Source organism: Tractidigestivibacter sp. (assembly GCF_057241865.1).
This window is the reverse complement of sequence record NZ_DBHHPX010000047.1, coordinates 1-13,994: the sequence shown is the minus strand read 5'-3', so window position 1 is coordinate 13,994 and position 13,994 is coordinate 1. Positions and strand designations below refer to the sequence as shown.

Below are 13,994 nucleotides of genomic sequence, written 5' to 3'. Positions count from 1 at the left end.
ACCCGGTCACAAGGGCTGATGGTGCTACCTAGAAACCCCGGAAGTTGTGACTAGGGCGACCACCGCGTGATATGGCGCCCGTGCCCTGGCTGACGCGTTCCGCGCGGCCTTCGATGGTCTGTGCCCCGAGGCGGTGGTCACGTGCGATCCCGAGAGGATGGGGGCTCTTTGTCCTGTCACGTTAGGAATCAATTACGGAAATATGTGTTATAACACGATATTCCGTAATAGTATTGACGTGACGATGGCATGGCGGTGCAGGGGGGGCGTGAATGGAAGTCAAGCGAGACAGGTATCTTGACAGGCTCATCGAGCGGAAAGGCAACGGCCTCATCAAGGCCGTCACGGGAATTCGACGTTGCGGGAAGTCATTCCTCCTGCTCGAGCTGTTCCATCGCCATCTTGTCGAGTCGGGCGTTCCCGAGTCCCGCATCGTGGAAGTTGCGCTCGACGATCGGGCTAACAAGCCCCTGCGCAGTCCTGACACCCTGCTCGCCTATCTTCGCGGGCGTGTTCCCGGAGACGGCGTCCCCACCTATGTCGTCCTCGATGAGATCCAGCTCGTGCCCGAGTTCGAGGACGTCTTGAACAGCCTTCTTCATATGAGAGGAGCAGACGTTTACGTGTCGGGATCGAACTCCCAGTCCCTCTCCACAGACATTGTCTCGAGGTTCCGAGGGCGCAGCGACGAGATCAGGGTGCGACCGCTTTCGTTTTCGGAATTCATGAGTGCCTTCGACGGGCCTGCGGACGAGGGGTGGGACGAATACGTTGTCCATGGTGGCATGCCGCTGGCACTGTCGTATACGCGCGCCTCCGACAAGGAGGCATACCTGCGCTCGCTGTTCGAGAAGGTGTACATTGCCGACGTCGTCGAGCGTAACAAGGTACGCCATCCCGAGGAGCTCGACGAGCTTGTGGACGTACTTGCGTCGGCGACCGGGTCGCTTACCAACCCAACGCGCCTCATGAACGTCTTCAGGAGCGTCAAGAAAAAGGACATCAGCGATAAGACCATCACCAGCTACATCTCGCACTTGGAAAACGCCTATCTCGTGAGCGAGGCCCAGCGCTTCGACATAAAGGGCAACGCCTATATCGGATCACCCAAGAAGTACTACTTTGAGGACGTGGGACTGCGTAATGCGCGCATGGGGTTCAGGCAGGTAGAGGAGAACCACCTCATGGAGAACATCGTGTTCAACGAACTGCTCTCCAGGGGGTTTAACGTTGATGTGGGCGTTGTCGACGCCTTTGGCAGGGACAAGGGCGGCAAGACCATACGCCAGCGTCTGGAGGTCGACTTCGTTGCCACGCTTGGTTCGTCACGCTACTACGTGCAGTCTGCGCTGGCTATCGATGATCCGGAGAAACGCGAGCAGGAGACGAGGTCGCTCGCGAAGATCGATGACTCGTTCCGCAAGATCGTCGTTGTCCGCGGCGCGATGAAGCCTCGCCGTGATGAGAAGGGCCTGGTCTACATGGGGGTACGGAATTTCCTGCTTGACCCCGACAGTCTTGATGTCTAGGCGGATGACGGGGAGAGGTTCAGCGAATATGAATCCACTCAGCATCCTCTCATGGATCTGGGTCCCTTGGATCTAATATGACGGCGTTCTTGATAGAAGGCGTTATAGGCGGGAGAGGGACGGCTCCCTCCGTTCGGAGAACCGTCGGCCCGATTCTTCCCTGCGGACTCGGCGGCGCATTGCGGCGGCGCACGGCGGGACGGCGCGCTTCTCTGACAACGAGGGTGGCGGGTGCACCTGCATCGTTGAGCTACCGGTTGCGGTTTGGCGAGGCCTTCCCGCTGTCCGGTCTCTCCCGCGACCAGATTGTCATGCAGACCAAGTGTGGCCTGGAGTTCGCGCGCGGCGTCTTCGACCACTCCAAGGCCAACATCCTGAAGAGCGTGGACGAGAGACTGGAGCGTATGGGCCTCGACTACGTGGACGTGCAACCTCACGACCGAGCGCTCCGTGGACCGCGACAACGAGACCTTCAACTACTGCCGCGTGAACGACATCACGATACAGACCTGGTCTTCGCTGTCCTATGGCTTCCCGGCGGGCGGCAAGCCGGGTGGCTGCTTCGTCGACTCCCCGGAGTTCCCAGAGCTGAACGCCGCCCTGCAGAAGCTTGCGGACAGGCACGGGACGACGAAGGCCGGCATCGCCATCGCGTGGATCATCTCGCACCCGGCGCACATGCAGGCAATCGTCGGCACGATGAGCCCTGATCACCTGAGGGACATCGTGAGCGGCGCAGACGTCACGCTGACCCGCGAGGAGTGGTACGGCCTCTACCTTGCAAGTGGGAAGTGCCTGCCGTAGGAATCAATTGTCTCTGACGTTAGCAGTTAGGCTATCTTGCTCCCTGTTCTACTACTATCTTAGCCAAATAACTTATAATGGCTAAGATAGTAGAGGGGTGGCGAGGATATGGCGGAGCAGTTCGACTATGACAGGATGCTTGCGAGCCTCCTAGTGCCAGAGGTGCTCTCTGCGCTTGCGGATGTGCACGAACATAGGGGCAGGGAGCAGCTCTATGTCACCATGGCACCCGACGTTCTGGACAGCCTCGTCGAGTCGGCGCGCATTCAGAGTACGGGGGCCTCGAACAGAATCGAGAGCATATCCACCTCGGACAAACGCCTACGCGAGCTTGTGACGGCAGGCGCGAAGCCCCATACCCGTGACGAACGCGAGATTGCAGGCTATCGCTACGTGCTTGATGAGATACATGTGTTGCATGATGACATTCCCGTTACGCCCAACGTCATCCTGCAGCTCCATCGCGACCTATATCGATTCACCGGGGCCGGCTTTGCCGGGCGGTGGAAGGACTCGGACAACGTCATTGCCGAGCAAGGCGAGTCCGGTGAGATGGTCATCCGGTTCAGGCCCACAAGCGCCGTCGCGACTCCCCATGCGATGGAGCGAATCTGCGACGAGTATGCAAGGCAGATTGGCACCGGCAGGCATGACCCACTGCTCGTCTCGCTGGTCTTTGCCTTCGACTTCGTGTCCATCCACCCGTTCAACGACGGCAACGGACGCATGAGTCGCCTGCTCACCCTGCTTCTCCTGTACCGCAGTGGCTACCTCGTGGGGAAGTACGTATCCATCGAGCGCGAGATAGAGCGCACGAGGCAGACCTACTACGAGGCGCTTGCGGCAAGCTCTGTGGGCTGGAAGGATGCCACGAGTGACTATGCGCCATTCGTGACCTACATGCTGGGTGTCCTCATCGCCTGCTATGGGGAGCTGGACGAGCGCGTCGCGCGCCTGTCGTCTGGTAAGAGCAATGAGGATATACTGCGTGCGTATTTCGATGGTCTTATGGGCGCCGCCACCAAGTACGAGATCATGGACGCTAACCCCTCGATGAGCCAGCGCACCATCGAGCGCATCCTCCAGAGGCTGCAGGCGGACGGCACCATCGAGCGGGTCGGTGCCGCCCGTGCCACGGCATACAGGGTGAGGCGGTAGGTGGATGCACGTGTGCCGTGGATGCGGGCTTGCTGCTATCGGCAAGCCTGGGAGGGGCGTCTGGCAGGCCTTGCAGGGGGGGTGGCCATGTATACCGCCAATGGCGGTATACTTATGGCGGTATACATGAGAGGATGCCCATGGCCTACGTCCCACCATTCGAGCGAAACGACCGGATTGATTCGCTCTGCATGGAGATTGCCGAGCTTGTCGGCAAGATATCTCCCCAGTCGAATTTTGCCGCGAGTCCTACGCTCCACCGCGAGCTGCGCATCAAGACGATACACTCCTCGCTTCTCATTGAGGGGAACGAGCTTGACGAGAAGGCCGTGACGGCGATCCTCGATGGCAAGCACGTATTGGGTGACGCTCACGACATTCTTGAGGTGAAGAACGCCCAGCGTGCCTATGAGTTGCTTCCATGCCTCAATCCGTACTCAATCGATGACCTTCTCAGAGCGCATGGAGTGATGATGAGAGGGCTTGTCCCCGAGGCCGGCCGCTTTCGCTCGGGAAATGTTGGTGTGTTTGATGGTGGTACCCTCATCCATGCCGGGACGCCTGCCAAGTGCGTGCCTGAAGTCATGTCCGACATGTTCGCATGGCTTAAGAGCACCACCATGCATCCGCTGCTTGCCTCGTGCATCTTCCACTTTGAATTGGAGTTCGCCCACCCATTCGCCGACGGCAATGGCAGGATGGGCAGGCTCTGGCACACGCTGCTGCTCTCAAGATGGAGGCCGATCCTCGCATGGCTGCCCGTCGAGAGCACCATCCGCAGCCGACAGGCGGGATACTACGCGGCTCTTGCCGAATCGGACGCACGAGGATCGAGCGAGGCATTCGTCGAGTTCATGCTTGAGGCCATACGCGACACCATCGTCCCGTTCGCTATGCCGCAGAGCGCGCACGAGCTTGAGCTGTCGGATGCCCTGTCATTCTTCGAGGAGAACCCCAGGGGCACGGTCTCTGCCCTCGCCGAACGCCTCGGCAGCTCGAAGCGCACCGCCGAGCGTGTGGTTGCGGAGCTCAAGGTGGCCGGCAAGCTGGGGCGAGAGGGGAGCGCAAGAGCCGGCGTGTGGATCGTGCGCAGGTAGGGCGTTGGTCACGAGCCCCCAGCTTCCAAGGCCTCTGGTCATCCCATTGGTTTCTCTGCCATGGCGTCTCGTGTAAGGTCAAGCACGTTGCGTCTAAATAAGTTAGACGAGGGTAGTATCTTGATACATGGCCGCTGCAAGAACCAGCAACTAGTGAGCGGCTGGCATGTGTAACGTCGTGTTCCATCGAGAGGTGATTCGCATGTTTGGAAATCCATTTTCTGCCAACGTCGAGCGAGAGATGACAAAAGGCGAGCTCATTCAAGCGGTACGCGCCGATCTCTCCGGAGAGCTCGAAGCAATATACGGCTATGACGCTCACGTCCAGGCAACCGACGACCCCGTTGCAAAGGCGGTGCTCTCTGACATCCGCGACGAGGAGAAGGCTCATATGGGTGAGCTCCTGACCTTGCTTAACTACCTTGACCCCAAGGAGGGGGAGCACTATGCGTCGGGTCGCCAGGAGGTGCTCGAGCTGCTGGATGAGATTGGCGTCGGGGCGGGAGATCTGCCCGCAGCGGCCAATGGCACCACCCCAGCGCAGAGCTCGGACGGCGAAGACGATTCATCTGCCGCGCCGACCGTAGGCAGCCTGCTCTGATCACATCTTGATTTCAAGTCTACAAGGAGGATGGGTAAAGACCATGGACTATTTGATGAGAGATGATAGCCACCTGACAAAAGGCCAGTGGCGGGAGATAGATGCAAAAGTCATAGCTGCCGCGCGCTCTGTGCTCGTGGGGCGTCACGTGCTTGGTCTCTATGGTCCTTTGGGTGCAGGTGTGCGCTCTGTGGAGCTGGAGGATGCGACTGGGGGCAAGGTACGTCCCGTCGAAGTCCCAGTGCTCTCGACGGACTTCACGCTCGCGTGGCGTGACCTCCAGGAGGCAGAGCGTCTGAGTGTGCCCCTCTCGCTTTCGAAGGTGACGGCAGCCGCAAGCAGTGTTGCTCTGCAGGAAGACAAGCTCGTCTTCCTGGGCAACGACGAGCTGGGCGTAAGGGGCCTGGTAGGAACCCCCGGTGCCAAGACCGTAAAGATACGCGACTGGTCGCAGGGCGAGAACGCCTTTGCGGACACGAGCGAAGGGCTCGAGCACATGCTTGATGCCCACACATATGGCAGGACCGCACTCGTCGTGAGTTCGGACCTCTATGTTGCGCTCCAGAGAATCCAACCTGGTACCGGCATGTTGGAGAGCCAGAGGGTATCTGCGTTGTTGGATGGAGGCGTCCTAAGAACTCCAGTGCTTCCTAAGAGTACGGCCGTCCTGCTGAGTGCAGGTGAGCAGAACATGGACCTTGTCATCGGACAGGATCTGATTACAGGTTTCCTGGGAAGCTCGGATTTGAACCTGGACTTCCGTGTGCTTGAGACCGTCCTGCCGCGTGTCAAGAACCCTGACGCAGTCGTGGTCTTCAGGGCGTAGACGCGGGCGGGTCCGTCCTTGTCGCATGCCTGACGCTGTATCACACTGTATCGACGGCTTCATCCCTGTCATGCTCGCTGGTTTCCTGTCAGGTGCCAAGAAGGTTGCATGCATCATGGCGCAAGCACGCGAGTACGACTTCGGGAGTGATTCGATTCCAGGAGCCTCCCCCTGACATCTGTGTGGTGTTTGCGGGTGTCAGGGGCTACCTGTAGCTCACCGCGGAAGAGGGGCGACAACGGAGGGGTCACAATCACGTTCTTACGGTGCGCCCCTGCCTTCAGGTTGCGTGAGGCGTGCAGGCTCGACTGCATGTACAGGGGGGTGCGCGAGAGCCCATCTGTCGCTGGTTTCTGCGGTTCTGTTTGCCAGAGCGGCACTCGTCGCTACGCTGTTCAGTGCAGCCGTCTTTCCTCGTTGGGTCTGACGCGTGATGACGGAAGGCTCTAGGGAATGGTCGCGCCCGTGTGCCGCAGGACCAGGGGTTCGGCGTACAGGAGACATGGCTGAGCCAAGGATGAAGGAGGGCCATCTCATGTAGGGTCGAACACCCAACGTTGCATGCGTCGGCATGGCAAGATTGTCAACCGCTATCACATACCCTACGTGCTCGCGCGTCAGGAGAAGCTCTGCATCAAGGCCATCGAGGCTCGTCACATAGATCACACGGCAGATCACACGGCATGGTCCGAGGTGCCTGGCGTGGCGTACACCACGGACCTCGAGGGCATGCTGGACGACCCCGAGGTGGACATCATCGAGGTGACGACGCCCTCCGACCTTCACTTCGAGATGGCCAAGAAGGCCCTTGAGGCCGGCAAGCACGTGACGGTCGACAAGCCCTTCTCGGCGACCGCTGCGCAAGCGCAGGAGCTCTTCGACCTTGCCAGTGCCAAGGGCGTCACGGTCCAGTGCTACCAGAACCGCCGCTTTGACTCTGACTTCCTTACGGCACGGCAGGTGCTTGCGTCTGGCAGACTGGGGCATGTCTTCGAGGTGGTGACGAGCTACGACTATTGGCGCCCTCGGATGCTTGCCGGCAAGCCGCTCGACGTTGTCAGCCAGGCCGCCTACGGACACGCCTCGCACTGCCTCGACCAGCTCATCAGCTGGTTTGGGATGCCCGGCCATTGGCGTGGCGAACTCAGGCAGCTGCAGGGCGAGGGAATGGCCAACGACTACTTCGACTATGACCTCTACTACGACGACCTTGGACTCAAGGCAACGGCGCAGGCCAACTACTCGACAGCTTTTCCGCGTCCGAGCTTTGCGCTCTATGGTGACAGGGGCGCCTACATCAAGTGGGACAAGGACCAGCAGGAACGTGACCTCAAGCATTTCTACCTGCCCTCAGGGCACGATGACTTTGGCCTGGATGCGCCGGGGCAGTGGGGGACCTTGCGCTACGAGGACGCCGAGGGCCTGCACGAGGAGCGCGTTTCCTCGGTGCGCAGCAGCTATTCCCAGTGGTATGACGCGCTGTACGAGACCGTCGCCCACGGTGTGCCCCAACTCGTTACGTCCGAGGAGACCATGATGCAGATGCGCATCCTCGAGGAGAGCGCGCGACAGCTGCGGTAGGGCGGCAACCAGGTTCGGCAGAGGGCGGACCGTCGATGATGTCGGCTGTCGTGCGGGCTGGGATGGGTCGGCATCTCGCTCACGCCCGTGCCGTCACCGCGATCCATGGCCTTGACTCGTGGTGGTGGCAGGTTACGGTCGTGAATCCCGCGCCCCGCAGCGCGTCGCCGATCTGCTCTGTGGTGTAGCAGCGCATGCCATCGATGATCCGCTGGAACCTGAGCGACGCCGCATCCGTCCCATCCGACTCGTTGACTATGCAGAAGTGCCCACCGGGGCGCAGGATTCGATGCACGTTTGCGAAGCACTCCTCGAGGCCGGGCCAAAAGTAGATGGTCTCGAACGCCGTGGCAAGGTCGAATGAGCCATCGGGAAGGTCAAGCTTCGAGACGTCCCCCTGCTGCACGCTGCATCTTCCCTCGTCTACCTGGGCCCTGTTGTATGACGTGGCCTTCCTGACGGAGAGGGGGGCGTAGTCGAGGGCGCACATGCGCGCATGCGGGTAGCGCCCCATAAGCGTTGCCGCGTTCCTGCCGCCGCCGCAGCCCAGGTCGATGATGTCCGCAGGGGCCATCGGCGGGAACTTGTCCATGCCCCAATCGGCCAGAGCCGCGTGCCCAGAGTTCATCCCGCTGACCATGAGCGAGCCCAGGATTCCCTCGGGCTTGCGGGTGTTGTTGACGAAGCGCGTGAATAGTCCCATGCGGGTCCCTTCGGTATGTTGCCTGCGCGTCCGTCCCATGACGACGCTCCGCCAGGGCGGTCCCAAAGACCGCCCCCGCCTTCCGGAGAGTATATCGCAACAGTTAGCTTTGGCTAATTTGCAGTACGATACTTTATGGGATGTCGGACCGTGCGAAAGCCTTGTCAGGATTCGTGCGGGCACCTGTCAGATACGCGAGGGGACAGACGCACATGAGGTTTGACGTGGTGGGAGATCCGGGGAACCCCATGGTGGTGATGCTGCCGGGCTCGTTCTGCACGGGCGACACACTGCGCCCCATAGCCGACAGGTTGAGCGGGAGCTACTGCGTCGTGCTCGTCACGTTGGACGGCCACGTTCGCGGCGGGGGGCGACTACCTCTCCAAGGAGGATGCCACGGACAAGGTCGTCGGTTGGCTGCGTGACCGGGGCGTCGGACACCTTGCGATGGCGCATGGCACCTCGATGGGCGCCATCAATGCGCTCGACATCGCACGGGAGGGTTCCATCGCCTCTGACGTCTGGTTCTTCGATGGTGGCCCGTTCTTCGACTTCCCCAAACCGGTCGAACTCGCCGTGCGGGCCGCCCTCCGCCGCATGGTCCGCACGCCCCGATTCCCATGTTCTCGGCGGCGCCTGTTGCGATCACGATAGCGTTGGCCTTGTGGTGGACGACCTTCTCGCCCTCACGGATGACGACCTCCTTGTCCTGGTAGAGGCCGATGACCGTGGAGTCGAGACGAACGTCGACGCCGAGCTTGGCGGCCTCTGCCATGAGCTCCTCGCCAATAACGAAGCCGCGGACCTTGGTGTGGTGCTCCTTGGAGCCGAAGAACTTGTGAATCTGCTTGAAGAGCTGACCGCCGGGGCGGGAGTTCTCGTCGAAGACCGTCACGTGCGCCCCGCGCTTTGCGGCTTCGATGGCGGCTGACATGCCGGCAGGGCCTGCGCCCACGACGATGAGGTCGGTGCGGTTCATCGCACGTCCCCCTTCTCGCCCGTTGCAGTCGCGACGTCGTCGAAGGGCGTCGCGGTGGCGCCGTACTGGGTCTGGACGCGCATACCCTCGACGAGTGGCGTCATGCAGGTGCGCACATTTGGCACGCCGTCGACGACCATCACGCAGTCCGTGCAGCGGCCGATGGTGCAAAAGATGCCGCGCGGCTCGTGGCGCTTGGCGGTGTAGCGGTGCACCTTGACGCCCGCGGCGCTAAGGGCTACGGCGACCGGCTCGCCCTCGTAGCCTTGGAGCGTCTTCCCGTCGTAGGTGAAGCTTACCAGCTGCCCCCTCTCGGTCTTTCCGAGGATTGGGTGCTCATCGAAGCGCGTTCCCATATGATCACTTCCCCAAGTTCTGCGGGCCAAGCCCGCCCTCTCCGGGGCTTCCCTGCCCGCGCTCCCGGGGCATGCGACCGGCCTCGTGGACTCTCGCTCTAGCCGGTATCCTTGCCCCACGCATATCGTTTTACGTGGGCGGATTCTCCGAGTCTTGTAAGAATCGGAACCAAACGCGCATGGTAGCGGAGGTTTCCCACGCCTGAAACATGGCGGCGAGCGATTGTTTGCAATTGGGGACAGAACAGGATGCGGCTCGAGGTGTGCTCCAACTTGTCCGCCCAGTCGAAGGCTATCGGATAGAATCAGACGCACAATCCAGCGAAGAGAGGGACATATGGACCTGCGACCAGACATCGTCGAGAGTATTCGAGCTCTTGCACGACGAGACGGAATAGCACGCGTTCTCCTCTTTGGATCTCGTACGCGCGGCGATAACCGAGAGCGCAGCGACATCGACCTAGCGGCAAGTGGTGGCGATATTGCCGCATTCGCCCTGGATGTGGACGAGGAGACTCCGACGCTTCTACAGTTTGACGTGGTCGACCTCGATGGGATAGTACAACCAGAACCCCTAGCAGAGATTCGAAAGGACGGCGTGGTACTGTATGAGTGAAAAGAAGCTTGAGAATTTCTCGAGGACGCTAAGAAACCTCGAGCAGTCGCAGCATTACCAGCCTCCCTATGATGCCGTGACAGAAGCGGGCTTGGTAGCGCTCTTCCAGGTCTGCATGGAGCAATCCTGGAGGGCCATGAAAGCCGCCCTTGAAGAGGCAGGGGGTCAGCGAAGCCCAAACCGGTTCGCCCAGAAAGGTTATCAAGTGCGCTTACAGCACCGGAATGATTGATGACGAGAGAGGCTGGCTCGACGCTCTTGAGGCGAGAAACCCGGTTACGCACAGTTACGACGAGAGTGTAGCGCTGCAGCTCATCGCGCTCACGCGGACGAGGTTCATCCCATCGTTCCAGCAGCTAGAGGCAAGATTGCAGAGCGATTGGGCACTGTAGGACGGCGAGTTCCGCCCCACTTACGCCTGCCCCCGGCTCTCTCCCGCCTGCGGCAGTGCGCCGCGAGAGGCCCTCGCCAGCAGCACTACGCACAGCACGATGGTGGGAATGCACGCCAGGATTCCGAGCGTGGCAGGCCCCAGCAAGCCCAGCTGCCCGCTATGCGAGAAGTACAGCCCAGCGCCAGCGACCGCGTTGATCGCCCCATGAGCAAGCGCGCTCGCCCACACGCTGCCCGTCACATCCCGCAGCGCGCAGAGGAGCGTGCCGAAGGCGATGCAGAACACGATCATGCACAGGATGCCGACCACGGGAAATCCCAGGTAGCTGGTGCCGTAGTTGTAACCCATAGCGATGAGCGGCGCATGCCATGCGCCCCAGATAGCGCCCGTCGCGACCATGGCGGCTGGTCGGCTCAGGCGCTCGCGCAGCTCGGGGTAAAGATAGCTACGCCATCCAGCCTCCTCCCCCACCGCAAGGAACATGTTGAGGAACGGTGCCACAAAGGCGGCAAACGCAAGCTGTGCCGCCAGCACGGCAGGCACCTGGGAGGCCGATACCCCCAGCTGCGCCTGGGCGGACGCAACGTACCTGCTTGCGGACGGGTCGAAGTCCCCCGGCACCAGCAGGAAGTAAACGACCGCGCCCAGTGCCGTCAGCACGCTCGGGGCGAAAAGCGCTACCACGTACCACCGAACGCTTCCGCGGACGCGCGGACGCCAGCCAATTGCCACCCCGTCACCCGTAACGGCACGCGTGACCAGCGTTGACACCAACGGCGCGAACATCGTGAGCGAAAGCGTGACCGACCATGTCGTGAGCGACTGATTCACGCGCCAACCCGTGGTCGAGCCCAGCACCAACTGCGGCACCCACGTCAAGGCAAATGCCAGCAACACGAACAAGAGCACCTTAGCCTCGGGTTTCCACGCACGCATGGGCAGCCTCCTTGCGACGATGTTACCACTCATGTTACGCCAACCGCGTCCAGCCGTCCGTATGGAGCAAGCGTGAAGACGGGGCGATGTTCTTCTCCCCTGGCGTATTGGTACCCTCAAGGGGTATGGTCACTACCAACCAATAGATACCCCTTCGGGGTATAACACAAGGGAGCAACGATGGCAGACAACATCCTGGAGGTGCGCGACCTTCGCAAGACGTACCCGCGCAAGGGCGGCGGCGGGTACGAGGCCGTGCGCGGCATCAGCTTTGACGTCCCGCGCGGCGAGGTGTTTTCTGGACGGGCGCTCCATAACGGACGACCCCGTCGCCGCCCACGCGGAGATCGGCGTCGTGGCGCAGCACAACAACTTGGACCGCGGACTCACGGCGCGCGAGAACCTCATCTACCACGTCCGCTACTTTGGCATAGGTCGCAGGGAAGCCAACCGCAAGGCAGACAAGTACCTGCCAGAAGTTCAGCCTAGCGGACCGCCAGAACGACTACGTACGCACCTACTCCGGCGGCATGGCGCAGCGCCTCAAGATCGCCCGCGCCATGATGCACACGCCCAAGATCCTCTTTCTTGACGAGCCCACGACCGGCCTCGACCCCAACTACCACGAGACCCTGTGGCGCGAGATGCTCTCGCTCAACCGCGAGGCCGGAACCACGATCTTCCTCACCACGCACTACATGGAGGAGCCGGAACGCCTTGCGCAGCACATGGCCATCGTCAACCATGGACAGATAGTCGCAAGCGGCACGTCCGCGGAGCTCAAGGCGCTCGTGCCCAGCTCGACCATAGTGACCATGCGCCTCTCGCGCCTCACCGAGGACGTCCGCCGCGCCGTGGAAGAGCTCCCGCGCGTCACACACGCAAAGCTGCAGGACGGCGCCCTCGCGCTCTACATCGACGCGCCCAAGCCCGACTTCGATCAGCTCTTCCGCTGGACGGAGGAGCAGGGCCTCGCCGTGTCCGACATGAGCCTCAAGCAGACCACGCTCGACGATGTCTTTGTCTACCTCACCGGAAAGGGGATGAGCCAGAATGACTAACGCTGGCGAGAAGAACAACGCTGCGGCCTGGGACGGCCACCTTGCACGGCAGGCATTTTGGGCCATGGTCCAGCGCAACCTCCTGATCCAGGCGCGCGATGCCTGGGAGTTCGTGTTCCGCGTGGCGATGCTGCCGTTCATCCTGATCCTCACGTACGGCTTCGTTCTGCCCACGCTCGGCGTGCTTCCCGAGAGCTTTCCCTCGCAGATGTTTGCCGGCATGGTGGGCATGAGCATGCTCATCACGGGCATCCACGGCACGGCGGTACCCTTCACCATGGACTTCAACAACATGCACGAGATAGAGGACCGTCTGCAAGCGCCCATCTTGTCCACCATGGTCGGCCTCTCCAAGATGCTCGTGGGCATCATCGAGTCGTTCGTGGGCGGGCTCATCGTGCTGCCCATCTCGCTCGTCTTCATGGGCAGCCGCATCGACGTGACCATGGGCGCGGGCGGCATCCTCCCGCTCGTCCCGGTGCTGGTGCTGATCTCCGTCGCGTCCGCGACGCTCGGCCTCTTGGTGGGCACCATCATCAAGCCCAACCAGATAGCCGCGATGTTCCCCCGGCTTTCTCATGCCGGTCGTCTTCCTGGGAGCCATCTTCTTCTCGTGGCAGAGCCTCTCGGCCATCCCCGTGTTGCAGGCCATCGTGCTCGTCAACCCGCTGGTCTACGCAAACGAGGCCCTGCGCGCCATCCTCACGCCGCAGATTGCGCACATGCCGCTTGCCTTGAGCGTCCTCGGCCTGGTCACGGTCATCGTGATCATGGGCGGCCTTGGCTTCAGGCGCTTCCACCGCATGGTCGTGGGCGAGAAGGCCTAAGGAAACGCTGAGCAAATAGTGGCGCTGAGGCGTGCCTCCCGGCCCCACGGGATGCCCCCAAGCGGGATGATAGGCATGCCTACCAGCGCAAGCGCCCTTGCGGAGGCTTCCCGTGGCACGCCAGCCATCGATCGTGGGCCCCCCGTCCGCGTCGGGCGGCAGGGTCACGAGGGGGGAGGCGTCCCTCGACCAGACGGGCTCCGCCGTGCCATGGGCGGGCCTCGTGGCGATCGTGGATGCGAAGCGGCCGGAGGCGGGAAGGCGCGGCAGGCGGCTCTGGCCGACGGAGGCCCTGCCCAGGGTGTTCCCGGCCCGGGCATGGTCCAACCCCTCCGGCGAGGCGGCAGGGGGCGCGGCGTGGGGTTCGCCGGCGGTGAGGGGGTTCGTGGGCTCCGGGGACGGCGTGCCCGACGCCACGACGTCCCTCGGGTCCCGCCACGTGGCGGAGGGGGAGGGGCTCGGCAGCAGGGCCGGGGTGTTAATGGCAATCTAGAAACCGCCGATCAGGGCAAGGAGATACGCCAGG

General features: G+C 61.9%; 14 protein-coding genes and 1 pseudogene. 11 read left to right on the top strand and 4 right to left on the bottom strand.

All coding sequences use genetic code 11. The features are described from left to right. The first annotated feature begins 272 nt into the window (after positions 1-272). The 7 genes from ACO59D_RS11675 to ACO59D_RS11645 all read left to right on the top strand — a co-directional run bounded on the left by ACO59D_RS11675 (position 273) and on the right by ACO59D_RS11645 (position 7,596). Positions 273-1,529, top strand: coding sequence for an ATP-binding protein (locus ACO59D_RS11675; RefSeq protein ID WP_485127131.1), 1,257 nt, complete (start codon positions 273-275; stop codon positions 1,527-1,529). Positions 1,530-1,979: 450 nt separating this feature from the next. After that, complete coding sequence (locus ACO59D_RS11670; protein ID WP_485127130.1) at positions 1,980-2,333, top strand: aldo/keto reductase; 354 nt, start codon at positions 1,980-1,982, stop codon at positions 2,331-2,333. A gap of 108 nt (positions 2,334-2,441) precedes the next feature. Beyond that, positions 2,442-3,491: a Fic family protein gene (locus ACO59D_RS11665; RefSeq protein ID WP_485127129.1), complete on the top strand. Its 1,050-nt coding sequence runs from the start codon at positions 2,442-2,444 to the stop codon at positions 3,489-3,491. A gap of 140 nt (positions 3,492-3,631) precedes the next feature. Next, on the top strand, positions 3,632-4,588 hold the full coding sequence (locus tag ACO59D_RS11660) for a Fic family protein (RefSeq protein ID WP_485127128.1): 957 nt from the start codon (positions 3,632-3,634) through the stop codon (positions 4,586-4,588). A 202-nt stretch (positions 4,589-4,790) separates the two neighbouring features. Next, entirely contained in the window at positions 4,791-5,189 is a 399-nt protein-coding gene (locus ACO59D_RS11655) for a hypothetical protein (protein WP_207302641.1), read from the top strand. Positions 5,190-5,244: 55 nt separating this feature from the next. Next, on the top strand, positions 5,245-6,015 hold the full coding sequence (locus tag ACO59D_RS11650) for a family 1 encapsulin nanocompartment shell protein (RefSeq protein WP_485127127.1): 771 nt from the start codon (positions 5,245-5,247) through the stop codon (positions 6,013-6,015). 561 nt (positions 6,016-6,576) lie between these two features. Continuing rightward, entirely contained in the window at positions 6,577-7,596 is a 1,020-nt protein-coding gene (locus ACO59D_RS11645; protein WP_485127126.1) for a Gfo/Idh/MocA family oxidoreductase, read from the top strand. Positions 7,597-7,675: 79 nt separating this feature from the next. Here the strand turns inward: ACO59D_RS11645 and ACO59D_RS11640 are convergent, their stop codons facing one another. The 3 genes from ACO59D_RS11640 to ACO59D_RS11630 form a co-directional block, all read right to left on the bottom strand. Further along, positions 7,676-8,299: a class I SAM-dependent methyltransferase gene (locus ACO59D_RS11640; protein WP_485127125.1), complete on the bottom strand. Its 624-nt coding sequence runs from the start codon at positions 8,297-8,299 to the stop codon at positions 7,676-7,678. Between the two features lie 475 nt (positions 8,300-8,774). Further along, positions 8,775-9,278, bottom strand: coding sequence for an NAD(P)/FAD-dependent oxidoreductase (locus ACO59D_RS11635; RefSeq protein ID WP_485127124.1), 504 nt, complete (start codon positions 9,276-9,278; stop codon positions 8,775-8,777). Next, the gene (locus ACO59D_RS11630; protein WP_485127123.1) at positions 9,275-9,634 is read right to left on the bottom strand and encodes a (2Fe-2S)-binding protein; all 360 of its coding nucleotides are present in this window, start codon (positions 9,632-9,634) and stop codon (positions 9,275-9,277) included. The genes ACO59D_RS11635 and ACO59D_RS11630 overlap by 4 nt, the downstream gene beginning before the upstream one ends. A gap of 337 nt (positions 9,635-9,971) precedes the next feature. Here ACO59D_RS11630 and ACO59D_RS11625 point away from each other — a divergent pair, with 337 nt between their 5' ends. Both ACO59D_RS11625 and ACO59D_RS11620 read left to right on the top strand, forming a co-directional pair. After that, complete coding sequence (locus ACO59D_RS11625; protein ID WP_485127122.1) at positions 9,972-10,250, top strand: nucleotidyltransferase family protein; 279 nt, start codon at positions 9,972-9,974, stop codon at positions 10,248-10,250. 149 nt (positions 10,251-10,399) lie between these two features. Then, entirely contained in the window at positions 10,400-10,642 is a 243-nt protein-coding gene (locus ACO59D_RS11620; protein WP_485127121.1) for a nucleotidyltransferase substrate binding protein, read from the top strand. A 20-nt stretch (positions 10,643-10,662) separates the two neighbouring features. Here the strand turns inward: ACO59D_RS11620 and ACO59D_RS11615 are convergent, their stop codons facing one another. Further along, a complete protein-coding gene (locus tag ACO59D_RS11615; protein WP_485127120.1) occupies positions 10,663-11,613 on the bottom strand; it encodes a CPBP family intramembrane glutamic endopeptidase in 951 nt (316 codons plus the stop codon). Positions 11,614-12,053: 440 nt separating this feature from the next. Between ACO59D_RS11615 and ACO59D_RS11610 the strand changes: the two are divergent. Both ACO59D_RS11610 and ACO59D_RS11605 read left to right on the top strand, forming a co-directional pair. Then, positions 12,054-12,641 (top strand): annotated as a pseudogene (locus ACO59D_RS11610) (ATP-binding cassette domain-containing protein); the annotation flags it as partial. Beyond that, on the top strand, positions 12,634-13,479 hold the full coding sequence (locus ACO59D_RS11605) for an ABC transporter permease (protein WP_485127119.1): 846 nt from the start codon (positions 12,634-12,636) through the stop codon (positions 13,477-13,479). The pseudogene ACO59D_RS11610 and the gene ACO59D_RS11605, both read left to right, overlap by 8 nt. Positions 13,480-13,994: the final 515 nt, after the last annotated feature.